Origin of the sequence: Bacillus piscicola, assembly GCF_022458745.1 — a bacterium.
GTDB classification, from domain to species: Bacteria; Bacillota; Bacilli; order Bacillales; family Marinococcaceae; genus Alteribacillus_A; species Alteribacillus_A piscicola.
Map to the genome: position 1 here is coordinate 881,641 of NZ_JAJJJF010000001.1, position 22,628 is coordinate 904,268.

At 42.9% G+C, this 22,628-nt stretch carries 22 protein-coding genes; 13 read left to right on the plus strand and 9 right to left on the minus strand.

What is annotated here, in order from left to right; translation table 11 throughout:
• The first annotated feature begins 293 nt into the window (after positions 1-293).
• From LOR49_RS04230 to LOR49_RS04245, 4 genes are read left to right on the plus strand one after another with little or no spacing between them, the layout of a single operon-like run.
• Positions 294-1,859, plus strand: coding sequence for a spore germination protein (locus LOR49_RS04230; protein WP_420830393.1), 1,566 nt, complete (start codon positions 294-296; stop codon positions 1,857-1,859).
• Positions 1,860-3,071 carry a Ger(x)C family spore germination protein gene (locus LOR49_RS04235; protein WP_240374860.1) on the plus strand — a complete coding sequence of 404 codons (1,212 nt, stop codon included), beginning with the start codon at positions 1,860-1,862 and terminating at the stop codon, positions 3,069-3,071.
• The gene (locus LOR49_RS04240; protein WP_240374861.1) at positions 3,068-3,295 is read left to right on the plus strand and encodes a hypothetical protein; all 228 of its coding nucleotides are present in this window, start codon (positions 3,068-3,070) and stop codon (positions 3,293-3,295) included. Before LOR49_RS04235 ends, LOR49_RS04240 begins: the two co-directional genes overlap by 4 nt.
• Positions 3,296-3,317: 22 nt before the next feature.
• Entirely contained in the window at positions 3,318-4,415 is a 1,098-nt protein-coding gene (locus LOR49_RS04245; protein ID WP_240374862.1) for a GerAB/ArcD/ProY family transporter, read from the plus strand.
• A 22-nt stretch (positions 4,416-4,437) separates the two neighbouring features.
• Here the strand turns inward: LOR49_RS04245 and LOR49_RS04250 are convergent, their stop codons facing one another.
• A complete protein-coding gene (locus tag LOR49_RS04250; RefSeq protein WP_240374863.1) occupies positions 4,438-5,331 on the minus strand; it encodes a DMT family transporter in 894 nt (297 codons plus the stop codon).
• 31 nt (positions 5,332-5,362) lie between these two features.
• The gene (locus LOR49_RS04255) at positions 5,363-6,529 is read right to left on the minus strand and encodes an MFS transporter (protein ID WP_240374864.1); all 1,167 of its coding nucleotides are present in this window, start codon (positions 6,527-6,529) and stop codon (positions 5,363-5,365) included.
• A 98-nt stretch (positions 6,530-6,627) separates the two neighbouring features.
• Between LOR49_RS04255 and LOR49_RS04260 the strand changes: the two genes are divergently transcribed.
• Entirely contained in the window at positions 6,628-6,780 is a 153-nt protein-coding gene (locus tag LOR49_RS04260; RefSeq protein WP_240374865.1) for a hypothetical protein, read from the plus strand.
• Between the two features lie 252 nt (positions 6,781-7,032).
• Here the strand turns inward: LOR49_RS04260 and LOR49_RS04265 are convergent, their stop codons facing one another.
• On the minus strand, positions 7,033-8,583 hold the full coding sequence (locus LOR49_RS04265; RefSeq protein WP_240374866.1) for a multicopper oxidase family protein: 1,551 nt from the start codon (positions 8,581-8,583) through the stop codon (positions 7,033-7,035).
• Between the two features lie 93 nt (positions 8,584-8,676).
• Positions 8,677-9,858: an MFS transporter gene (locus LOR49_RS04270; protein WP_240374867.1), complete on the minus strand. Its 1,182-nt coding sequence runs from the start codon at positions 9,856-9,858 to the stop codon at positions 8,677-8,679.
• Positions 9,859-10,072: 214 nt separating this feature from the next.
• Here LOR49_RS04270 and LOR49_RS04275 point away from each other — a divergent pair, with 214 nt between their 5' ends.
• On the plus strand, positions 10,073-10,345 hold the full coding sequence (locus LOR49_RS04275) for a YciI family protein (protein ID WP_240374868.1): 273 nt from the start codon (positions 10,073-10,075) through the stop codon (positions 10,343-10,345).
• Between the two features lie 54 nt (positions 10,346-10,399).
• Here LOR49_RS04275 and LOR49_RS04280 read toward each other — a convergent pair whose 3' ends face one another.
• Positions 10,400-12,115, minus strand: coding sequence for a methyl-accepting chemotaxis protein (locus LOR49_RS04280; protein WP_420830394.1), 1,716 nt, complete (start codon positions 12,113-12,115; stop codon positions 10,400-10,402).
• A gap of 225 nt (positions 12,116-12,340) precedes the next feature.
• Entirely contained in the window at positions 12,341-12,877 is a 537-nt protein-coding gene (locus LOR49_RS04285) for an HD domain-containing protein (RefSeq protein ID WP_240374870.1), read from the minus strand.
• Positions 12,878-13,122: 245 nt separating this feature from the next.
• Here LOR49_RS04285 and LOR49_RS04290 point away from each other — a divergent pair, with 245 nt between their 5' ends.
• From LOR49_RS04290 to pepF, 7 genes are all read left to right on the plus strand, one after another.
• Positions 13,123-14,331: a putative glycoside hydrolase gene (locus LOR49_RS04290; protein ID WP_240374871.1), complete on the plus strand. Its 1,209-nt coding sequence runs from the start codon at positions 13,123-13,125 to the stop codon at positions 14,329-14,331.
• A 135-nt stretch (positions 14,332-14,466) separates the two neighbouring features.
• A complete protein-coding gene (locus LOR49_RS04295; RefSeq protein WP_240374872.1) occupies positions 14,467-15,033 on the plus strand; it encodes a GNAT family N-acetyltransferase in 567 nt (188 codons plus the stop codon).
• 43 nt (positions 15,034-15,076) lie between these two features.
• Complete coding sequence (locus tag LOR49_RS04300) at positions 15,077-15,220, plus strand: hypothetical protein (protein ID WP_240374873.1); 144 nt, start codon at positions 15,077-15,079, stop codon at positions 15,218-15,220.
• A gap of 352 nt (positions 15,221-15,572) precedes the next feature.
• Positions 15,573-15,968 carry a transcriptional regulator SpxA gene (spxA, locus tag LOR49_RS04305; protein WP_240374874.1) on the plus strand — a complete coding sequence of 132 codons (396 nt, stop codon included), beginning with the start codon at positions 15,573-15,575 and terminating at the stop codon, positions 15,966-15,968.
• 412 nt (positions 15,969-16,380) lie between these two features.
• Complete coding sequence (mecA, locus tag LOR49_RS04310; protein WP_240374875.1) at positions 16,381-17,052, plus strand: adaptor protein MecA; 672 nt, start codon at positions 16,381-16,383, stop codon at positions 17,050-17,052.
• 146 nt (positions 17,053-17,198) lie between these two features.
• Positions 17,199-18,383, plus strand: a complete 1,185-nt coding sequence (locus LOR49_RS04315; RefSeq protein WP_240374876.1) for a competence protein CoiA — start codon at positions 17,199-17,201, stop codon at positions 18,381-18,383.
• 76 nt (positions 18,384-18,459) lie between these two features.
• Positions 18,460-20,280, plus strand: coding sequence for an oligoendopeptidase F (gene pepF / locus LOR49_RS04320; protein ID WP_240374877.1), 1,821 nt, complete (start codon positions 18,460-18,462; stop codon positions 20,278-20,280).
• A 118-nt stretch (positions 20,281-20,398) separates the two neighbouring features.
• On the opposite strand, the gene LOR49_RS04325 is transcribed toward pepF, so the two are convergent.
• The 3 genes from LOR49_RS04325 to LOR49_RS04335 all read right to left on the minus strand — a co-directional run bounded on the left by LOR49_RS04325 (position 20,399) and on the right by LOR49_RS04335 (position 22,614).
• Positions 20,399-20,575, minus strand: coding sequence for a hypothetical protein (locus LOR49_RS04325; protein ID WP_240374878.1), 177 nt, complete (start codon positions 20,573-20,575; stop codon positions 20,399-20,401).
• Between the two features lie 709 nt (positions 20,576-21,284).
• Complete coding sequence (locus tag LOR49_RS04330) at positions 21,285-22,199, minus strand: ClpXP adapter SpxH family protein (RefSeq protein WP_275899521.1); 915 nt, start codon at positions 22,197-22,199, stop codon at positions 21,285-21,287.
• Between the two features lie 31 nt (positions 22,200-22,230).
• Positions 22,231-22,614: a globin domain-containing protein gene (locus LOR49_RS04335; RefSeq protein ID WP_240374879.1), complete on the minus strand. Its 384-nt coding sequence runs from the start codon at positions 22,612-22,614 to the stop codon at positions 22,231-22,233.
• Positions 22,615-22,628: the final 14 nt, after the last annotated feature.

Here is a 22,628-nt window from a genome sequence, read left to right on the forward strand (position 1 = left end):
ACGAGAAGGCAGAAGCCGAGTCCTAATTCGCAATGACTCGGCTTTTGTTTTGCAATGACTCGTGATTTCTCCGCTAGTATGTTTTTACGATTCCGTATACCCCTCAAAATGCTGTTAAATCTGGAGCAGTACTCTTTCATGACGTATGATTATCTAATGGTGACATAACTTCGAGTTTATTAATAGAAAAACACGAACGGGTTATTAGTAGAAAATTGAACTTATGGAGTTTATCCCTCTTATCGAGTGCCTATAATACATAAAGGTAAACAATCGTGAGAGGACGATCAATCTTGAAACTCAGGCGGCGTAAGTACATAGAAAAACAAGCGAAGCAACACACTCTGCAAGAAAGCAATGTCCCGTCTGACAACAAATCATTGTCGGATCAATTGACTGACAATAAAGAAGAATTGAAAAAGCTGTATGCAAACTGTTCGGATGTTGTGTTTCGGTCGTTTTTTCTAAATGGAAAAGAGGATGCACTCCTTGTCTATATCGATGGGTTAACACAAGTCGAAGAAATCGATGATAATGTATTGGCACCGCTTATGAAAAAAACATACGCGGAACAAGGTAGTGTCCGGGAGTTACTAAAAAAGAAAGTGGCTGTAGCGAGTGTCACAGAAGTCGAAACTTATACCAACTGCGTGTCAGAAATATCAGTAGGAAACCCGGTTGTGATACTAGAAGGAAGCAGTACGGGCTTTTCCTTAGGGCTGGCTAAGCCGGAAACTCGTGCCATTTCTGAGCCAAGCAGTGAATCGGTAGTTCGCGGGCCTCGTGAAGGTTTTGTCGAATCCCTTCACGTGAACCGTGCGCTGTTGCGTCGGAAAATCCGTAGCCCCCAGCTCAAGATGGAAACGATAGAAATCGGGACGTACACAAAAACAACAGTTATTATTTCCTATGTATCCGGTCTCGCCGACGAAACGTTAATAAAAGAAGTCCGAAATCGAGTAGCACGTGTCGAAATAGACGGGGTCCTGGATAGTGGCGTTCTTGAAGAATTCATTGAAGATTATCCTTATTCCCCCTTTCCACAAGTTTTAACGACAGAACGTCCTGATGTGGCAGCGGGAAGCTTATTAGAAGGCCGTGTTGTCATTTTGGTAGACGGCACCCCTTTCGTGATGATTGCCCCCGTGTCTCTTTATTCTTTTTTGCAGGCAAGTGAAGACTATTATATGCGGTTTATTATGAGCACCTTGATTCGCTGGCTGCGCTATGCCTTTTTAGTAATCTCCCTGCTGCTGCCGTCTTTTTATGTAGCCGTTATTACGTTTCACCAGGAGATGGTACCGACCGCACTGCTTATTAGTATGGCCGCATCCCGAGAACAGCTACCGTTCCCTGCTTTAATCGAAGCCTTAATCATGGAAGTGACGTTTGAAGCCCTACGGGAAGCAGGGATACGGCTTCCTAAACAAATCGGGGCTGCAGTTAGCATTGTCGGTGCGCTTGTTATTGGGGAGTCTGCAGTAACAGCAGGTATTGTGTCGGCGCCGATGGTTATTGTCGTAGCCCTAACAGGAATTGCTTCTTTTACGATCCCGCGTTATTCTCAGGCAATCGCCTTGCGGATGCTTCGTTTCCCAATGATTATTCTAGCAGGGACCTTAGGAATTCTTGGAATTATGTTAGGAATCATTGCGATCGTTATCCATTTAAGTACGCTACGTTCCTTTGGTGTTCCATATCTCAGCCCAATGGCCCCGATGAAATCGGGTGAGATGAAAGATACACTTGCCCGTGCCCCGTGGTGGAAATTAAATGCGAGACCTCACTTCACGGGTGCTTACAACGAACATCGGCAATCTGCTTCACAAAAGCCGAACCCGGGCAAGGGGGAGGAGTAGGTGGCACTGCAGTTAAGGAAAATGCTACAAAAAGGTATGAGTATTGCGGTCTTGGTACCGCTCCTTTCTATGACTTTTCTCCTTACCGGTTGTTGGGATAGAACGGAACTTAATGACCTTGCGATTGTTACGGCGGTCGCCATCGATAAAGCGGAAGGCAGCGGCATTACTCTTACTCTACAGTTTGCCAACCCATCTCAAATGGGCGGGCAGCAAGGATCGGAGGGAGGAGGGGGCTCCGGTAAGAAACCGACGATAACGAAACAGGCAGAAGGAGAGACGATTTTTGAGGCGATGTCTTTTATCCAGCAACAACTTTCACGGAACATTTTCTGGGGACATAACCAGGCTTTGATTATTGGCAAAGAGGTGGCTAAGGAAGGGGTTCAGCCTTATGTAGATTTCTTTGCTCATCATCCTGATCCGCGACTCCGTTCTTATGTGTACGTAAGTGAGGGGAAAGCAGCGGAGGTCCTTCGGTTACTGCCGCAATTAGAGCCTAGTTCCGGGGATATTGCAAGAGAGCTGGCAAAGCTTAAAACTGGAATGTCAGTCACGATTAAAGAGCTGCTGCAAATGTTAAACAGCGATGCCGGGTCAGCAGCCTTGCCAAAAGTACTGCCCATATTCGAAGAGAACGAAAAGGGAGGCTTACAAATAACAGGAACAGCAGTGTTCAAAAATGAAAAAATGATCGGCTCCATTGATGAAGAGGTAACGAGGGGGGTGTTATGGCTAAGGGATGAAATACATCTAGCAGCAGTAAAACTATCACCAGACAACACGGAAGGCTTTATCTCTTTTAATTTAATTCGGTCTCACACTAAACTGGTTCCTAAAATCGAAAATGGTATATGGGAAATGCAAGTTAACATTGTAGCGGAGGATGACATTGTCGAAAATCAAACGAATTTACAGTTAACAGATCCACAAATTATTCAACAGTTGGAAGAGCTTTTAGGAGAAAAAGTCGAAGAACGGATTTATATGGCACTGAACGATGTCCAACAAGAACTTAAAACCGATATTCTTGGTTTTGCTGACGCCTTTCATCGTAAATACCCGGCTGAATGGGACGCTGTCGAGGATGATTGGGAAGAAAAGTTTCTAGAAGTCAAAGTGACGATTAATAGTAAAGTGTATATAAAACGGTTAGGGATGTCCGTTGCACCTCAAGGAGTGCCAAAGGAAGAGGTGAAAAGGACTGAATGAAAGGAATACAGGTAATCGGAGTCACTATCGTCGTCATCTTAATCACGTTATATGAATGGCCAAAACTAGGGAAACAGCAGCGTAAAGAAAAAACCGCATTCGTTACCTGTACAGGAATCGTTTGGGTGCTTGCTGTCATTCTCTTATTTTTTCCGGATATGCAAGGGCCGTCAGATTGGCTTAGCGCACTATTCGGACCCATCGGCGAGTCTATCCGAAAATAGCCGAGGAAGGAGGGGATAAAAGATGGAAAATGGCCGGATTTCTGCGTCGCAGATGGCACTCATGATGTACCCGGTCGTGACGGGTACGGGAATAATCTTTATCCCCTCTCTTACAGCTAATGCTGCCGGGAATGATATGTGGCTGTCACCCGTATGGGCCGCCAGTGCCGGGTGGATCGCCATCTTTACTGCACTGCACCTTCACCGGTTGAATCCGAATCAGACGATAATTCAATACAGTGAACGACTGCTTGGTAAGTTTCTCGGAAAAGTAGTCAGCCTCGTGTTATTGTTCTTTTACCTTGTTATGAATGGAGGCGGCGTCCGCATTTACTCGGATTTTGTGACTGGCAGCTTCTTTGAAGAAACACCTACTTACATCATTGTGTCGTCGATGATGTTGTTGAGTGCTTTTGCCGTCCGCGGTGGTGTAGAAGTGATCGGCAGGACTGCTGAGATGTTAACACCGATCTACATCCTGTTTCTTTTGCTTGTTTTCCTGCTAATACTTCCGGATTTGCGTCCTGAAAATGCACTGCCCATGTTAGAAAACGGGTTTACCCCCTCTCTGAAAGGAGCTTATACGCCGCAAAGTTGGTTTGCAGAATTTTTTGTAATCGCATTTTTGATCCCGTATGTAAAGAAGGAAAAGACAGCAGCGCGCTGGGGTGTTATTTCCCTCATAGCAGTAACACTAACATTCACTGCAACGAACCTGGCTGTCCTCTTTCTGCTTGGCGAAGATGTGACCGCAAAGTTAAATTATCCTTTGCTTGATGCGATTCAATATATAAGCATTGCGGAGTTTCTGCAGCATCTGGAATCGATTGTGATGGCAATCTGGGTAGCAGGAGCGTTTGTTAAATTTACCGTTATTCAATACGCTATTGTCTTAGGAACCGCGCAAGTATTCGAGTTGACTGACTATAAAGCACTTGTCTTTCCACTTAGTTTCTTAACGGTGCTGTTTAGCTTTTGGGGGATAGTTGGCGAAGCAGATTCCACTTATCACAGTAGTACCGTGTTTCCATTGACTTCTCTAATTATGCAGACGTTGCTGCCACTAGGACTGCTGCTAATCTCTTACTTTCAGAAGAAAACAGGCCTCTTTCCCCGGTAATATGATATTTAGAGAGAGGGTGTCAGTTATTCGTCTGCATCCTCTGTTTTTTTCCAGCCATATTGACAACGAAGATGCTTGATAGTGCAATGCCCCCCCCAATAATCGAAAGGGTACTTGGCCATTCTTGTAGCCAAATCCAAGCGATAATAATCGCGATCGCAGGTTCAACATACATCATGCTCGTTACCTTGCTCGCGTCAGCCAGGGAGAGAGCGAGGCCCCACAAACTATAGGCGATGGCTGCAGGGAATATCCCGACGTAGATCGCGGAAATGTGGGCGGCGGTCGATGCCGTTTGCAGACTATCAATCAGATCGGGGAAAAAGAAAAAGAGCGGAAGTGTCCCCGCCCACGTAAAATAAGCGGTCAGTTCAATGGCATCATATCGTGTGTTTAACGTTTTTTGAAAAACGAAAAAGAAGGATGTTGAAATGGTTGCGACCAAAATAAAAAGAACGCCGTGTGAGATGCCGATCGAGGCCCCGCTTGTTCCTAACGTAATCAAGATGATTCCGACGAACCCAATCCCGAGGCCGATCCAGCTGAACAACGACATTCGTTCTTTAAGAAAAAAGACCGCGATAATGGCAGTGAAAAAAGGAGCAGCACCGACAATCATGCTTGCCGTTCCTGCTGTCACGGACTCCATGCCTAAAGTAAGGCCAGTATGATAAACAGTAATCCCTATAAAGCCAAGTAGCATAATACGAGGAAGATCTTCTTTTTTTGGCCGTGGGAATTTGTTGCCCGGCAGTAGAAAATAAAGAAGAAATACTCCGGAGGCAACGAGAAATCGCATCAAAACAAGCGGGGCAGGATCATAGCCGCCTAAAATGCTTGCCCGGATGCCCGCAAAGGAAGAAGACCAGATTAGAATGGTGACGGCCCCCATGATTAGTGCCTTATTGTTCATGTCATTGCCTCCGTTCACAGTGATACGTTAATTAGTTTTTCGAAACCGCCACTTGCTTATAGCTCGATTGATGAAACGAAATGAGAGCGGAACCGAGTGCGAAAAGGAGCACGACAGCCCCTGCAGCGGCGTTCCATTCGATGGAAGCATGCTCGACTACGAGACTCCCGTTTAAGGAGCCGAGAGCGATTCCTAAATGTAGGGCTGAATTATTTAAACTCTGCTGAACATCAGAGGTTCCCGGTGCAATAGTAATGAGATGGTTTTGAAGAGGTGGCGCTAAAGCCCAACTCATGATGCCCCAAACGGCTAACATTACTAGAAAAAAAGGGAGAAAAGCAGCCGTAAAAGGAATCACAAATAAAGTAAGCACAAACACGACGATAACCGTAAGAATCGTCGGCTTTGCTCCTAAACGATCGGCAAACGTTCCACCCAAGCCACCACCGGTCACAGCAGCGATTCCAAATATCCAATACGTGATCGTCACCCACGTTTCGTTTAAGCCGATGACCGTCTTTAAAAACGGACTTAAGTATCCATATAACGTATAATGTCCCGCTAAAAAGAGAAAAGTCGTCACATGAGCAAACAGCACTTTTCTTTCCTTCAAACTATCCCACTGAGTTTTTAACGGGATTGGCTGAGAGGCAGTGACCGGCTCCATGAGAAAATAAATTCCTGCGGTTGCGATAACAGTTAAGATACTGATAAATAGAAAAGGGGACTGCCAGCCAAAACGATTACCGATCATTAATCCGATCGGCACTCCTAGTACGAGCGATCCGCTGATCCCCATAAAAACGAGCCCGATTGCTTTACCGCGCCGTTGCACCTCGGTTATTCTTGAGACAATCGTAATGCTAAGTACAACTAATAGGGACCCGCTTATCGCTGCAAGAATTCGAGCAATGATCAACAGCGCATATACCGTACTAAAGGAAGCCAGTATGTTGGCACCGAAGAAGACGAATAATGAAAGCAGTGTTAATTTTTTTCGTTCCATTCGGGAAGTAACGACAAGTAAAATCGGTGCCGAAATCGCAAAGGTAATAGAAAATACGGTGATCAATAAACCAGCTTGGCTAAGACTGATATGTAAATCGTTTGCCACTAAGTCCAAAATCCCGACAATGATGAGCTCGGACATACCAGCTATAAAAGAAACAAACATGAGTAAATAGACGCGTTTATCCATTAATTTCGACCCTTTCGAAGTATCCACTCCTCTCATCATAACACGTTTATAGACGATAAATAAAAAACGCTTTTTCCAAAACAGAGGAGTCAAAGCAGATGAATAACGTTATGAAGAAGGATAATGAAGAAATAGCAGTGTTAGAGAATGGATTGTTTTTCATCAAACTTTTCCGTGCGCTTGTAAAAAGAAGGTATAAAAAAAGGATTGGGGCAAAAGTATATTACCCACAAAACAATCCGAACGATTGAATACAATCAGTTCGGATTGTTTTGTTAGAACAGTAATTTGCTGACGTCGTTCCGTCAAAATACTTCGCTTTCCGCGGGCACGCCCTCGGCCAACAGGATGTTGGTCACGAAGGCGTTGCCACAGGACGTACTTGCACACGACGTGCTGCCCTCTTTCACAGTCTTATTGTTCGACTTTTCGGTGATCTGTTTAAGATTTGTCCCAGCCTCTGCAGGCGTGAAAAAAGAGGCACGGAATTTAGAGCAAAGAGATTAGTTAATTCTTTTCCGTTTTGATGAGTCCGTTACTAGTAATGGCCGCATCATATCATAGTCCTCATGTTCTAATATATGGCAATGCCAGACGTATCGACCGGTAAATGGAGTAAATCGAACGATAATCCGGGTGATTTCAGCCGAAGGGACCGCCGCTGTATCTTTCCAGCCTCGTTCGTTCGGCTTCGGAGGAACGACAGGTCCGGTATATTTGATGTGGCCGGTTTCATTATAATGATCAAGATCAAAAGGTTGACGGTCTAGGATTTGAAATTGGATCAAATGCAGATGTATCGGGTGTGTGAAGTTGGTGACGTTAATGAACGACCAAATTTCCGTTGCATCTAAACGTGGCTTTTCTGTAATTGGATCATCCCATTTTTTGTTATCCAGTAATAGAAGAGGGCGTCCGTAATTGTCAGTCGATCCGTTGAGTGTAAGATATCTGACAGCTGTAACCGGGTATTCAGCTAACGAATGGACACGAGACAAATAGCGTGGGAGGCGGGACGTGTCTTCTTTTGTGAGGCGCTCGCGGACTCGGAATTGCATAATATCACTCGTCGCATCAGCAGGATCAGCGTTTGGACCTAAATCGTTTTTTAAGTGAACGATATTCCCTTTTTGATTTGTGAAATCGAGAATGACATCCATACGCTCCGAAGGCTCTATGGCAATCGTTTGCAGCCTTACTGTTTTTGGAAGCAGTCCCCCATCAGAACCAATTTGATAAAAAGATTGTTCGGAATCAACGTACAATTGGTAGGAGCGTGTATTAGAAGCATTCAATATCCGAAAACGGTACTTTCGTGGTTCCACCTCTAAATACGGCCAAACTTTCCCGTTCACGACAATCGTGTCTCCGAGAAAAAAAGGAGTAATAGACGGATCGGGCAGTTCTGGATCGGCGTCATCTGGCTGTCGCGGATAAAATAAAGAACCATCATTGTTAAAGGTGCGGTCCTGGATAACAAGAGGGATTTCATAGTCTCCTTGGGGTAAACCTAAAGCCTTTTCCCGGTTGTCACGGATAATATAAAGACCGGCGAGACCGGCATACATATTCAGTCGCGTGATTCCCATCGCATGATCGTGGTACCAGAGTGTTGTTGCCCGCTGTTTATTCGGATACTGATATACTTCTCGCTGGAAAAAAGGGCCAGTTTCTGCAAAGTTGTTCGTAAACCATGCTTCCGGGTAACCATCGCTGTCCCAAGGTGTTTCTCCACCGTGCAGATGAGTAACTGTACGAACTTCAGGAACATCTCGTAAATCATGTATGGAAGAATCAACCGGTAACAAATGTTTGGCCGGTAGATTGTTTATCCATTTTACTTCAGCTTGCTCGCCCCGGTTCACTTCGATGGTCGGTCCCGGGAATTGGCCGTTGTATCCCCAGAGCCGGGTCGGCGGCAGATCACGGTGCAGCTTCTGCCTATGTTCTACCATCCTCATTTCGTAATACAGCCCTCTATTGCTTTTCTGCAATGGTTTCAGCGGTTCCATGATCGGAAGCCGATCGACAAATTTTCTAAGCTTCGGGCTCATTCTTTCCCAACTCCCTTGATGAACGTTTTGTACATCATATGAGGAAAAGTCAGGACTGATACAAATCTTGGGTGTTTTCTAACTTGCTATTTCTTAAGCATGTGTTTTTTTATAGCCTTCTTCAACAGATGTGTTTTTTTCTTTTGTTAACATCGAAATAGCGGCCGCTCCTAATGAAATCAGGACGAAGACCCCACCAATAGTAGGAGTCATATCAACAGAGGACTGTTCAATAACGATGCTGCCGCTTAAAGAACCAAAGGCAATCCCAAAATGGAGCGCTGAGTTATTTAGACTTTGTTGGATATCTGACGTTTCCGGTGATGTTTCGATAAGGTAGCTTTGCATTGCCGGGGTAAGTGCCCAGCTCAGCGCGCTCCATACTACCAAAACGACTAAAAAGAACGGAAGGGCGAAAGTTGTGTAAGGAATGCTAAATAGCGATAAAGCGAAGGCGATAATCACGAACACTATGGTTGGCTTGGAGCCGAACCGGTCGGCAAGTGTCCCCCCCAACCCCCCTCCGCTGACTGCTGCCACACCGAAAATTAGGTAAACAATGCTCACCCACGTACCGTCGAGTCCCATGGTTATTTTCGAAAACGGAGTTAAATAGCCATATAACGTATAATGGCCGACAAAAAAAATGAACGAAGTCAGTTGTGCAAACAGTATCGGACGGTATTTTAATGTTCTTAGCTGTTGTCCGAGCGGTACTTGCGGACGTGGTGCCATTTTCTCCATAAAGAGAGAAACACCCACCATTGAAAGCGCTGTCAAGATGATAATTAACATAAAAGGAGCCCGCCAGCCAAACATATTGCCTAGCATCACGCCAACAGGAATTCCGAATACAAGAGAGCCGCTCACACCCATAAAGATAATACCGATCGCTCTGCCACGGTACTTTTCTGTCACAATATGCGAGGCCATCGTCACACACAAAACAAGGAGTAGGGAACCACTCGCTGCCGAAATAATACGAGCGACTACAAGCATACTATAAGTCGGGCTTAATACCGCTGCAGCATTTCCTAATAAAAAAATAAACAGAGCAAGGAGTGTTAAGCTTTTACGTTCCATCCGTGAGGTCAGCACGAGCAATACCGGAGCAGCGATCCCGAAGGTGAGAGAAAAAATAGTGATCAGAAGCCCTGCCTGCCCGATACTCACATCAAGGTCAACAGCAACTAAATCAAGGATGCCGCCAATAATTAGCTCTACCATCCCTGTGACAAAAGCTACCGCCATTAATAAATAGACACGCTTATCCATTTTACTAAGTCCTTTCCTGATCAATTGGTTCCACAGAAAATAGGTAGTGTATAAAATCAGATGATCAATACATTATATATGTTGGAAAATTCAAAAACAAGAAAAACGAACTGCCCTCTGCCTTTCTGAAATGCGAAAGATGTTCGATCGCTTTACCGGGAGATGTTATAATGGAAACGAATAAAAAATTATGTGTCCAAGGGAGAGAAGCATTGTGAAGTTGTTTGCTGTGTTGTTAAAAATGAAAGATTCAGAGTTAAGTCAGAAATACCGTCCTGACCACCTTGCTTTTTTGGAAAAGCATCACCAAGATAATAATGTAACTGCATACGGGAAGTTTACCGACGGGGCAGGCGGCTTAATTATTTACCGGGCTGAAACACTTGAGCAGGCCGAGGACCTTGTTAAAGAGGACCCATACATAAAAACAGGGGCTCGTACGTATGAGATCCACGAGTGGGCGATGGTATCTGAGCAGTGGTCATAATCATTATATAGGGAAGAAAAAACGGGAAACCTTATCCAGGTTTCCCATTTTCACTTATGAAAGCTTGAATTTGTGGGCTTTGTTATTCAATCCTTCAGCCATTAAAGAGAGATTTTCCATCAAAGAAGTAATCTCCTCAATAGCAGCTGCTTGATCTTCAGACTGCATTAACACATTCATCGTGTTGTCTGCGTTAGCAGTCGAGACGGCTTCAATATTCGCCACAGCTTTAACGACTTTTTCGATATCAAGCGTTATATCAGCAATCTCTTGATAAATGGTTTCAATATCATTTTGAACACCGTTGATCGAGTGTCTAATAGCGCTAAAAGCCTCTCCGGCATTTTGAATCTTGTGAGTGCCATCGCTGACAGCATGTACACTTTCACGCGTGTCTGTCATTGTTTGCGTTGTATCGTCCTGGATTTCGTGAATTAACCCGCTAATTTGCTTAGTTGCTGAAGATGACTGTTCTGCTAGATGGCGTATTTCATCAGCTACGACGGCAAATCCTTTCCCATGTTCACCTGCATGAGCTGCTTCTATCGCTGCGTTTAATGCAAGTAAATTTGTCTGCTCTGCAATAGAAGTAATCATGGTAATTATCTTATCGATTTCGCCGGATTTTCTGTTTAGAATATTCATCGATTCTTCCATGCTGCTTGCCTTTTCGTTAATTGTATTCATTTGTGAAATAGATTGATGAATAGAGTCATAGCCATGCTCAGCCTTCTCAGAAGTTTCCGTAGAAGTGATTGTTAGTTCCTCTGCCTTCCTACTCATATCCGTTGTCTTATTGGATATCTCGGCAAGGATACGATTTGTATCATGAACAATTTCTACTTGCTTCTGGGAACCGTCTTTCACTTGCTGGGTAACGGCAACGTTTTGTTCTGCTGAAACAGACACTTCTTCGGCACTCGCTGTTAGCTGCTCCGATGTGGAAGCAACCTGCGAGGAATTAGACGACACTTCCCCGATGATCGTTTTTAAATTATTGAGCATCGTGTTTAAGTCCTTCGACAACTCGCCTATTTCATCTTGTCTTTGTATCTTCAAATTACGGACAGTTAAATCTCCTTCTGCTACACGGCTTGCAAAATGTATGATCGCATTAAGTGGTGCCGTCGTTCTTTTAATAAGAAAAATAGTTATGAATCCAGCTATTATAATAGGGATAAAGGCAACTAAAAAACTTCCTTTCACCATTTCCCATGTACGTTCATGGAGAATACTGGATTCAAAATCAATAGCACTTACCGCAATAATATCTTTTGTTGGGTCGTGATCTTCAAAAATCGGGGCATACCCGGTCAGACGCTCCATGCCGCCAAATTCGTATACGTCTGAATAAACAGGAGCTCGCGTTTCTCGTAGTTCTTCCATTGCTGTTTTATCGATATAAAAAGAATCACCTGCCTCGAAACCCTGTGTCTGTAAATTTTCATCCACTGCCAACATGGTGCCGTCCAAATCGATAATATACTGTCCTTCAAATATATCCTTATGATGAATCGTCCAGTTGATTTGTTCCCCGAGAGATGCGGAAGTATCTCTGTTACCTGTCTTTGCTTTTAGGACATCCTCCGGTGCAACCAGGGCGGTAGTAATATTCGCACAGCCATATAATTCAATGCCCGCAGCTTTTTTAATTTCCTGGTAGCTTGTGCGGTACATAGATAAAAATATAACCCCAATACAGAACAATAGAATCCCCATAATAATAATACCTAGCTTCCACGTTATCTGGTTTCTTTTTCCCATTTTCATAATCTCCCTTAGAAATTAATTCAGTTGTATGTATAACTTTAGATTGTCAAAAATACATGTGAAATGCATATTATTAGGCATATAGATCTAATTGATGATTTGATTTTAATCTTTTATGCTCACTTCGTAAAATTTTTCCATAACCGATGAAATTTCGGCAGATGATCTAAAAAAAAACAACCCCTTAGTGTTTGTAGACACGGGTTGTTTTCTGGAATTTATTTTTTAAGCATGTTTGGATTGTAACGAGAGAGTTAAGGTGTGATCAATTTTTTTATCAAGCTCCGTAATTTTCCGCCTTGCCTTCTTCTCGGAAATTAGTCGGTAATGATGATCGCCGGGTGGTTCTTCATCCATTTCATCGGCTAAGGCCACTACTTTTTGCAGGTCGCTTCGAAACAAAGTACCTGCCGGCAAATAAGAATCTGTATGAAGAAGTACAGCTAATGCAATTTCTTTCGCATGCTTCGGGTCTTCGCCCAGACGAATAAGAAGTTTGTGAGCGCGTTCCGCCCCCTTAATCGCATGAATATCATTTTCTTTGTAGGAAGTGAAATCCCATTCTCCATCCTGATACCACGTATAGTGACCGATATCGTGCAGAAAAGCAGCTTTAGCAGCAAGATCTGGGTGAACCTTTAATTCTTCCGCCAGCTGGAGAGCGTTATCAGCGACGGAAATGGCATGAGCCATCCCGGAACGTTTGACATATTTCTGTGTAATTGGGTGTTCATAAATATTCAATAACGTAACTTGTCTCAAGACCATCCCTCCCGCTATGTTCATAAGCTGCTGAGAATATTTTTACAATTATAACGAGATTAAGAAAAGATTGCAAGAAAGAGAAATGAAAGTTAGTCCTTTTCAAAAGAGTTACTAGTTAATATTAGGGAAAGCCTTTAAATTAATTTATGAAATTTATTTTTTTACATTTAAACCTTGGTGAAATTTGTTATACTCTGTATAATTTTCATAGAGAAAAAGATTATAGAAAGCTGGGGAGAATAATGAAAAGGATACGGACTTATGCAACGGCTGTGTGCACGGCAGCAGCTGTTTTATTAGCAGGTGATGCGGTTTATGCAAAAGAGGAACAGGCGAAGGAGGTTACTTATCATCCACATATCACGATCCCTGTCGTAGAGAAGGAACTCGCAGCAAACATGCCACGTTTTTATTATGATACGGGTTATGATTTCACCTATCCCGAAGACGGCGTCCGTGGTGTATATGTAACCGGGCACTCTGCTGGCGGGGCGAGATTGGAAGAGCTCCTAAAGCTGACGGATAAGACGGATTTGAACACGATGGTCATCGATATAAAAGATGATTTCGGTAACTTGACCTTTAAACCACCGGAAGACAGTGATCTCCCGGAAATAGGGAAAAATATGATTGATGATCCGGTAACGTTGATGGATACGCTCGAAAAACATAAGATTTATCCAATTGCTCGGATAGTAGTCTTCAAAGATACTGTGCTTGCAGAACAGAAGCCTGAGTGGTCTTACTTACAGAACGGGAATATATGGAAAAACGGGCGCGGAGAGGCGTTTGTCAACCCATACTTAAAAGAAGTATGGGACTACAATGTAAACATTGCGAAAGAAGCAGCAAAACTCGGGTTTAAAGAGATTCAGTTTGACTACGTCCGCTTTCCGGAAGGATTTGAAACGCGTGATGACTCTCTTGAGTACAGCAAAGGGGAGTATAAGGAAGAAAAGGATAACGTTCAAAGCCGCGTTACCGCTGTAACTGATTTTGTTGAATATGCTCGTGAGGAATTACAAAAAGGCTTTGATGTCGATGTAGCGGTTGATATTTTTGGATATTCCGCCACTCTTAAAGAAGCGCCGGGAATTGGACAGAATTTCTCAAAAATTTCAAGCAATGTCGATGTTATTTCGTCAATGATTTATCCAAGTCACTGGACACCATACTTTGGCATCGATAAACCCGATCTTCATCCGTACGAGCTGACAAGAGAATATGCAAAAGTTGAAAATAAAGTGTTGGAAAAACTCGAAAATCCACCAACGTCAAGACCGTGGATACAAGACTTTACGGCAAGCTGGCTCGGGAACGGCAATTACCAGACCTACGGTGTCAAAGAAGTAGAAGAACAGATTAAAGCCTTAAACGACTCGGGTATCGATGAGTTTTTACTATGGAACGCGACGAATCGGTATACGAATGGAGTAGACTATACACCGTAAAGCATCAAAAGAAAAGAAATAGCGATGCATATTGCAAAAATATAGGTGAATATTAGAAGGGACAGGACTTGTGCCCATTTTCAAAACAGGTACGTTACCCTTATAATATGAGACAAGGATAAGTGGGAGGGTCTCATGGAAAAGCTCAATTGGTACGAAAAGCTGAGCCAGTACTTTCCAATAGAAGAAATGAAGTCAAAAGAGCATATGGAACTGTTACTAAAAGAAAAAAGTGATATCTATTATAAGGATGAAGGACCAAACCATGTTATTATGTACGTAGAGACCGAAGATTTTCTGTTTATTGACTATTTACTTGTGGCGAAGGAGGCTCGTGGCCAAGGCCTCGGAAAAAAATTGCTTGAACAATTACGGGAAAAGCAAAAGCCTATCATTTTGGAAATAGAGCCTTTAGATTATGAAGACTCTGATACAGAGAAAAGATTTCGCTTTTATGAACGGGCAGGCTTTAAACACGCTGCATCGATTGGCTATACAAGAAAATCATTGGCGACAGATGAAGACAATACACTGGAGATTCTTTACTGGTCACCGGAAAATGAAAGCGAAGCAAGTATTTTTGAAAAAATGAAGCACACCTACAATCATATTCATACGTATAAAGATAAAGAACTTTACGGACGAAGTTATCAAAAGGCGGAAGAAGTATTAACATTTAATAATGTAGAGAAGGAAGAGTGAGGCGTGTGGCGAGGACTAACTGTTTAGTAAAGGAGTGATCTCGTTGAGAAGTAAAGACAAGCAAAAGCGCAAAAAAAAGCGTGAAGTTGTAAAAGAGTTACTTCGGAAAAACTTGAAAGACTGGAACAAGTTCCCTAAGCCAGCACGCGGCAGTACCCCTACCTCCTCTTCTAAATCTTCTGCATAACGTTTGACCAAAGAGCTCTTTTTCAAGAGCTCTTTTTTGTGTATTTCGAATGAAGTGTTCACAAAATGTTCAATTTTCAACAAAAAAAGGGGTTTTATCAACTTTAAAAGAAGGAATGAGAAAGATAATCAAATTAACTTTTGAAAAAGAAAAAATACACCGGGCGTATAATCCCTGTAAAATAAGGAAATACATAACTTTAGATAATTTTGTGATAGGTTGTTAAAAATACTTTTCAAATTAGAATAATTATTGTATAATAAAAGTAACGAAAAAGAGATTTATTATAGTTGCATATCTATAATCTCCATACATTTCACTCTGCATTGTCAGGAAGGGAGAGTTCTATTTCATGGTTAAATTACTCACTTCGCCAAGTTGTACCTCTTGCCGAAAAGCAAAAGCGTGGTTGGAAGAACATAATATTCCTTTTGAAGAGCGTAATATTTTTGCGTCCCCTTTAAGTGTCGAAGAAGTCAAAGAAATCGTCCGCTTAACGGAAGACGGTACTGACGAGATTATCTCCAAACGTTCTAAAGTATTTCAAGAGTTAGATGTAGAACTTGAGAGTCTGCCTCTACAGGAGCTGTTTAAGTTAATTAGTGAATACCCAGGGCTTTTGCGCCGCCCGATCATTTTTGATGAAAAGCGTTTGCAGGTAGGATACAACGAAGCGGAAATTCGTCGTTTTCTGCCGCGTAAAGTTCGTACCTTTAATTTAATGGAAGCTCAAAAAATGGTAAACTAACGGTAATAGGACAGCACAGATATTCATGAAACTTCTACTGTTCAAGATTAGTAGAAGTTTTTCTGTTTATCCCGTTAATGAGTTCCCACTATATATTCAGTTTGTTGGCATAAGGTGACGATATTTTGTTTAAGGTAAGTGTGAAAGGGAAGTTTTTTTTGCTTGACATCTTGCATATTATGCTTGAGAATAAACATTTAATAACATAGGAAGACCGCGTTTCTCTTTCAACGCTCCGCTCCCTGAAAAATACACGTTGGGATGAGCATTGGTCCTTAACATCCAGCATGTTTTCGTATACAATAGAACTAAGAACTTCAAGGATCAGCTAGTATTGCCCGTCCTAGGGTATAGGGAAAGAGAGAACCTTTGGAAGCGGTGTCCACCTTACCTTCAAAGGAGGGAGAAATTCGTGGAAATCGAAAGAATTAATGAGTCGACGGTTAAATTCTATATTACGTATAAAGATATAGAAGACAGAGGATTTGACCGGGATGAAATTTGGTATAATCGTGAACGGGGAGAAGAACTCTTTTTTGAAATGATTCACGAAGCGCATGACCGGGAAAATTTTGAAATTGAAGGACCTCTATGGATTCAAGTACAGGCTCTTGATAACGGTATGGAGATTGTCGTAACCCGCGGGCAGATTACGGATGGCAATGTAAAATTAGAGATCCCGGTTTCCCAGAGTAAAGAAGATGACATCCCAGTAGATGATAACATTGTCGATATGCTGGATGAACAATTCCGTTCTTCGCAGAAATCACGACATGCTCATGCTCATAGTGATTCAGAAGAGCTGGAAATTGTGATATCATTTAGTGATTTGGAAGACTTAATCACGTTAAGCCACGCTTTCACAGCGGACAATGTTCAAAATGAAATATATTATTTCGAAGGTAAGTACTACTTGTACTTGATGTTTGATAACCACTATACAGAAGACGAGCAAGATGATATGATCAGCCGGGTGTTAGAGTTTGGGGAAGAATCAGATATGTCCATTTTCCGTATTCGTGAATATGGAAAGACGATAGTCGCGAAGGACGCCTTGAGCGTCATCAAAGAAAATTTTTCCTAATACTTGCGAGTAGCGGTGCCAGCTCCGGAACGGGGCTGGTTTTTTGTATGCAGGACGGAATGTTGTTGATTTGACTTTGATTTGAGAGCAGGATTTTCACGATGGGAGACGAATAGGTGGGAGTGTAGAGAAGAAAGGAGTCAGCCATGTTTATCGCATTAGACGCTAACAATGAACGAGTGTCTTTGTTGCATTATTCGGAATATGATATAGTCTCCTGTTACTCCCCGCCATTTTATTGTCCATCCTGCCGTCAGCCTCTTATCCTTAAAAAAGGAACAGTGCGGCGTTGGCACTTTGCTCATCAAGAGCTTAGCAGCTGTCCATCTCAGACAGAGCCAGAGACAGCGGAGCATCTCGCTGGCAAAGCCAAACTGTACTCCTGGCTTAAGCAACAAGGATTGTCCCCGGTTGTGGAAGCTGCCATTCCCTCCATTAACCGAACAGCTGATGTTCTGGTTTCGGTTCACTCCCAAACGTATGCGTTTGAATTTCAATGTGCGTCTATCCCACTTGAAGAAATGAGACAGCGGACGAACGATTATTTGTCTTTGAATATCTACCCGGTATGGCTGTTTTCAGCCAATAGGATACGTCCTCGAAAGCAGGGATATTTCTCCATTCGAGCCTTTGAATGGACTGCTTTACAAGAACGATTACATGATTACCGGCACGCTCTCTTGTATTTCTCTCCAATATCTTCTACCTTTTCCTTTCTTTTTCCGCGTATCGTTTTAAGCCCATCTCGAATCTTTGCCGATTTTTATTCTTTGCCCGCTTCCCAGACTACATTCAACATGATAACAGATCTACCACTGACTATGGATGGTACCTCCCCATGGAAGCCAGAGTGGCTGCGGCTCAAAAAAGAGTGGCGGTTCGGTTTGAATAAGTGGCAAAATGAGCGTGACAGGGCTTATGTACGACAAATATTTGCCAAACAGCGTTCCGACCTGCCTTTTTTCCCGGCAGAAGCCGGTTGGCCCTCTCTTTTTATGGAGTATTTTAAATCCCCTGCTTATATCTGGCAGAGCTGGCTTTTACTTGTAGTTATTCAGCCACTTCAGCTCGGACAGACATTCCTACTCACTGATATTCTGCCTGTCATCCAGCCCTTAATTACTAAGGGTATATTCCCTATACGCGAGTTACCGCTTGTGAAAGAACCGCTATCAAAAGCACTCACTCAATATTTGTATGTATTGGCTTTCTTCGGTGTTGTAGAAAAGAGTGATAGTGGGTGCTGGAGTAAAATTCGAAACATTGAACTACCGCTTTCATTGGAACAAGGCTTCTATTTGGATAAGAAATGTGTAAAATGCATAATGTAAAGAGGACTTGTGTTTTTCTGTAGAGATTGTTGGAAGATTTCGGTAAAATGGGAAGGGAATAGTAGGAGGTGCTTTGATGAGTAGTCAGAAAGCAGCAGCTTTACCTAAACGGGAAGAGATTGAAGAAAAGTGGAAATGGAATTTAGAAGACATCTTTGCGACAGATGAAGAGTGGGAGCAAGAATTTAGTGCTATTAAAAAAATGCTACCCTCTTTAAATAAGTACAAGGGGAAACTCGGAGACTCTGCAGAAGCCCTTTACGAGGGGCTTAATTTACAACATGAAATAGCAGAACGTTTCGGGCGTTTATTTACATACGCTCATATGCGCTCCGATCAGGATACGGGTAACTCCGCGTACCAAGCGCTTGAAGATAGAGCATCGAGTTTAGGGGCACAGCTTGGACAGCATATGGCGTTTATTACACCAGAAATCTTGTCGATACCGGAAGAAAGGCTGCAAGAATTTCTTCAAAAAAATAAAAGCCTACAAAATTACGAACAGACATTGGATGAAATCAACAAGACACGCCCACACGTTTTAAATGAAGCGGAGGAAGCGATTCTCGCCCAAGTATCGGAAGTGACTGCAAGCCCTAGTAATACATTCGGGGCGTTAAATAATGCTGATCTAAAATTCCCTTTTATAAAAGATGAAGAAGGCAAGGATGTGCAAGTGACGCACGGGCGGATCATACGTTTTTTTGAAAGTGATAATCGGCGGGTGCGTAAGGATGCGTTTCATGCTGTTTATGACACGTACCGCAAGTTCCGCAATACGTTCGCAAGTACCTTGAATGGCCAGGTCAAGAAGAATGTCTTCCATGCAAAAGTTCGTCATTATGATTCCGCACGGCAAGCAGCACTGAGTGGCAACCATATCCCGGAAGTCGTTTACGATCAGCTTGTAGAAACGGTCAATGAGCATCTGCCGCTCCTGCATCGCTACGTACGGCTTAGAAAGCGCGTTCTCGAGTTGGAAGACATTCATAATTATGACCTTTATACACCGCTCGTAAAAGACGTGAAAATGGAAATACCGTATGAAGAAGCGCAGGACATGGTGCTGCAAGGTGTCACTCCTCTTGGTGAAGAGTATATCAATACGATAAAAGAAGGATATCAAAACCGGTGGATTGACGTGTACGAAAATGAAGGAAAACGGAGTGGTGCCTATTCTTCTGGAGCGTATGGAACGATGCCGTACGTGCTAATGAACTGGCAGGATAATGTGAATAATGTGTTTACCTTAGCACATGAACTCGGTCACTCCATGCACAGCTATTACAGCCGTAAGCACCAACCGTTCCAGTATGCTGGTTATACGATTTTCGTCGCCGAAGTAGCATCGACCGTTAATGAGGCACTTTTAAATCACTACTTGTTAAATACGCTGGAAGATAAGAAAAAGAAGATGTATGTGCTAAACCACTTTCTGGAAGGGTTTAGAGGAACTGTATTCCGACAGACGATGTTTGCTGAGTTTGAGCAGCTGATCCATGAAAAAGTGGAGAAAGGTGAGGCATTGACGGCAGATCTCCTGGAAGAGGAATATTTTGCTTTAAATAAAAAATATTTCGGGGAAGATATGACACTGGATGACGAAATAGCGCTTGAATGGTCGCGTATCCCACACTTTTATATGAATTTTTATGTTTATCAATATGCAACTGGCTACAGTGCGGCTGCGGCGCTGTCGAGACAAATTTTAGAGGAAGGCACGCCGGCGGTAGAGCGTTATTTGTCTTTTTTGAAGTCCGGAAGTTCGGATTATCCAATTGAGATATTGAAAAAGGCAGGCGTTGACATGACTTCCTCCGAACCGATTCATGAAGCAATGAAGCTTTTTGAGCAGACCTTGAACGAAATGGAAGAACTTCTTGGCTCTAAATCGTAGGAAACAGCTGAACCTCTGTTAGATATAAAAATGGCCTGGCTGATTGTTCACCGACCGTACAGATAAAGTGAGGGCTGTACGAGAAGAACAAAAGCCAGGCTTTTTGCATTAAAAAACGTCAATGGGTTTTAATTCCCTTAAAACGGCGTCTTTCGCTAAAAGAGAAAATAGTAAGGAAAATGGACAAGAAAAGCAGTACACTGCCGATAAAAACGGGAAGCAACTTCATTAAACCCAACACAAACAAGACAAAGCTGATAACGATGCCGATAATGCCAGCCAGTACTTTTTTCATGCGGACGCCTCCATAAAAACATGTCTATTTAAAATATATGGCTGGGGCAACGTTTTATGAGAAACAGCCAGCGACTTTTTAAGAGTGTTTAGGTAAATGGACACCTCAAAAAAGATTGTGTCCATGACTTTTTTATTCTGTATGCTTCTTTTGGCGGTGTTTCGTCGCCACTTTCCGTATATTGTGGCCAGTGCCACCCGACTGAATTCCACCCGGATTTTTTCTTTCTCTCTTAGGTGGACTAGCTGGAAGACAAGGTTTTGTTAGACATGACCAAATGCACTCTCCACGTCCGTTTTTCGTCCAATACTTTGAATGGCGATCAGATGAGACGCCTGCGGGACGTCGGCTAAATACGGCCACGTCCTGTGGCAATGCTGACACTAACACGTCCTGTGCGTCGAAGCAAGAGCGGAAGATCCACCGACGGTGATCTTCCGTCGGTTAGCTGAAGCCTTGCCCGCGGCAAGCGAACCTGAAGAGCCATTTATACGAAAAGATATAAGTTAATCTTAACGAAAAATCTCATAGAATTGAAAAAGGGCTGTCAAAAGGGCATTTTTATGACTTTTTGATACAGCCTCTATATTATTGTTCGTATATTTAAACTAAGTAAGGACTTATGAACTTGGCTCAAATATAAAAAAGGATAAGTCCTCATTGTATAGAAAATGATAAGTACTTATCCTTTTTAATCTGTATCAAAACATTAATTGGGCTGTACGTAGCGCCAGAATGTCCCGTACTTCACGGGGACTTTTTCTATTTTTCGTTGGAGAACTAGTTTTTTCAGCGCGGCTGTGGCTTCCCGTTCGCTCCAATCAAAAACGACAGCAACTTCTTTCGTAGCGACAAACTTGTAACGTTTCATGAATTCAAGAAGATTAATCGTCTTTGCAGGCAGCGGTTCTTCTCCCAGCATTTCTTTTAAAATTTCGACATACACCTCATAAGGATATAAACCGGAAATCTTAAGACCGCCGTCTTCTACACGATCGTTGAAAAACACGAAGGTCGGAGCGCGTTCCACTTCCATTTCAATGGTCGTCTTCATGTCACATTGCAAGGCCCTTATTGCGGACGCAGAATGAATATCTTTTTTAAATTCCTCTACATCAAGACCGGTGTCATGGGCGCAATGGAGGAGGACCTCTTCATCGGCGATATTTTTTTTATGGACAAATAAAAGTTCACGAAGACGACGGAAAAAGACGACTGCTTGCTGGCGTCCTTGCATTTCTGCTGCTTTCACAGCAAGAGCGGGGGTACGCGGGGAGTGTACAGGGTTTTCATGCCAAACATCGCCGTCACACGACATGCCTGTACGGTTTGCTGTTTTTTCATAAAGGCTCGCCAGGTTTTTCCATTCTTTTTTGTGGCGGGCCTCTGTGGCGTTCCCAGCTCCCAACTTAGCAGCGACTAAAAACCGCACCGAAAAGTAATGCCCATATTCAATCATTAATTTTTTTAAAGAAGGTTCAAATGCCCAACATTCCGGACAAAGAGGATCAGTGAAGATATACAGCTCAATTTTTTTTCTTCGTTTCATCGGTATATCCACTGTTTCATCAGGAGAAAGGCCGCAGATTCCCAGCTGGTCGTTGCAATATAGCTGTTGATCCATTTTTCGCAATGGTCCAGACTCCCTTCTTTCATTATTCGTCGTCGGTGTTTACCATGTGATGTGCTGCCAGAGTGAGTCGTCTAAAGAAATCATCACGAGCCGGTCCTTCGAGTCCTACTTCATCCATGGCCCGTGCCATGCAGTCTAACCAATATTCTGCTCTTTGGGGAGTAACAGGGAATGGCAAGTGCTTTGCACGGAGCATTGGATGACCGTGTTCTTCTGTATATAAGGGGGGACCTCCTAAAAATTGCGTAAGAAATTGCTTCTGTTTACGTGCTGTTTCTGTTAAATCTTCCGGGAAAACTTGAGAAAGATCCGGATGGTTTGCTACGTTCGTATATAATTGGTCGACTAGACGGTCTAGTATTTCATGACCCCCGATATAATCAAATGGTTTTAATTGTTTTTCCATGAGCAACGGCTCCT

Excerpts from the sequence above, each read along its gene's own strand:
- LOR49_RS04240 (WP_240374861.1), top strand. The coding sequence starts at position 3,068 with ATGAAAGGAATACAGGTAATCGGAGTCACTATCGTCGTCATCTTAATC.
- LOR49_RS04245 (WP_240374862.1), top strand. The coding sequence starts at position 3,318 with ATGGAAAATGGCCGGATTTCTGCGTCGCAGATGGCACTCATGATGTAC.
- LOR49_RS04250 (WP_240374863.1), bottom strand. The coding sequence starts at position 5,331 with ATGAACAATAAGGCACTAATCATGGGGGCCGTCACCATTCTAATCTGG.
- LOR49_RS04255 (WP_240374864.1), bottom strand. The coding sequence starts at position 6,529 with ATGGATAAACGCGTCTATTTACTCATGTTTGTTTCTTTTATAGCTGGT.
- LOR49_RS04260 (WP_240374865.1), top strand. The coding sequence starts at position 6,628 with ATGAATAACGTTATGAAGAAGGATAATGAAGAAATAGCAGTGTTAGAG.
- LOR49_RS04265 (WP_240374866.1), bottom strand. The coding sequence starts at position 8,583 with ATGAGCCCGAAGCTTAGAAAATTTGTCGATCGGCTTCCGATCATGGAA.
- LOR49_RS04270 (WP_240374867.1), bottom strand. The coding sequence starts at position 9,858 with ATGGATAAGCGTGTCTATTTATTAATGGCGGTAGCTTTTGTCACAGGG.
- LOR49_RS04280 (WP_420830394.1), bottom strand. The coding sequence starts at position 12,115 with ATGAAAATGGGAAAAAGAAACCAGATAACGTGGAAGCTAGGTATTATT.
- LOR49_RS04290 (WP_240374871.1), top strand. The coding sequence starts at position 13,123 with ATGAAAAGGATACGGACTTATGCAACGGCTGTGTGCACGGCAGCAGCT.
- LOR49_RS04295 (WP_240374872.1), top strand. The coding sequence starts at position 14,467 with ATGGAAAAGCTCAATTGGTACGAAAAGCTGAGCCAGTACTTTCCAATA.
- spxA (WP_240374874.1), top strand. The coding sequence starts at position 15,573 with ATGGTTAAATTACTCACTTCGCCAAGTTGTACCTCTTGCCGAAAAGCA.
- LOR49_RS04315 (WP_240374876.1), top strand. The coding sequence starts at position 17,199 with ATGTTTATCGCATTAGACGCTAACAATGAACGAGTGTCTTTGTTGCAT.
- pepF (WP_240374877.1), top strand. The coding sequence starts at position 18,460 with ATGAGTAGTCAGAAAGCAGCAGCTTTACCTAAACGGGAAGAGATTGAA.
- LOR49_RS04325 (WP_240374878.1), bottom strand. The coding sequence starts at position 20,575 with ATGAAAAAAGTACTGGCTGGCATTATCGGCATCGTTATCAGCTTTGTC.
- LOR49_RS04330 (WP_275899521.1), bottom strand. The coding sequence starts at position 22,199 with ATGGATCAACAGCTATATTGCAACGACCAGCTGGGAATCTGCGGCCTT.
- LOR49_RS04335 (WP_240374879.1), bottom strand. The coding sequence starts at position 22,614 with ATGGAAAAACAATTAAAACCATTTGATTATATCGGGGGTCATGAAATA.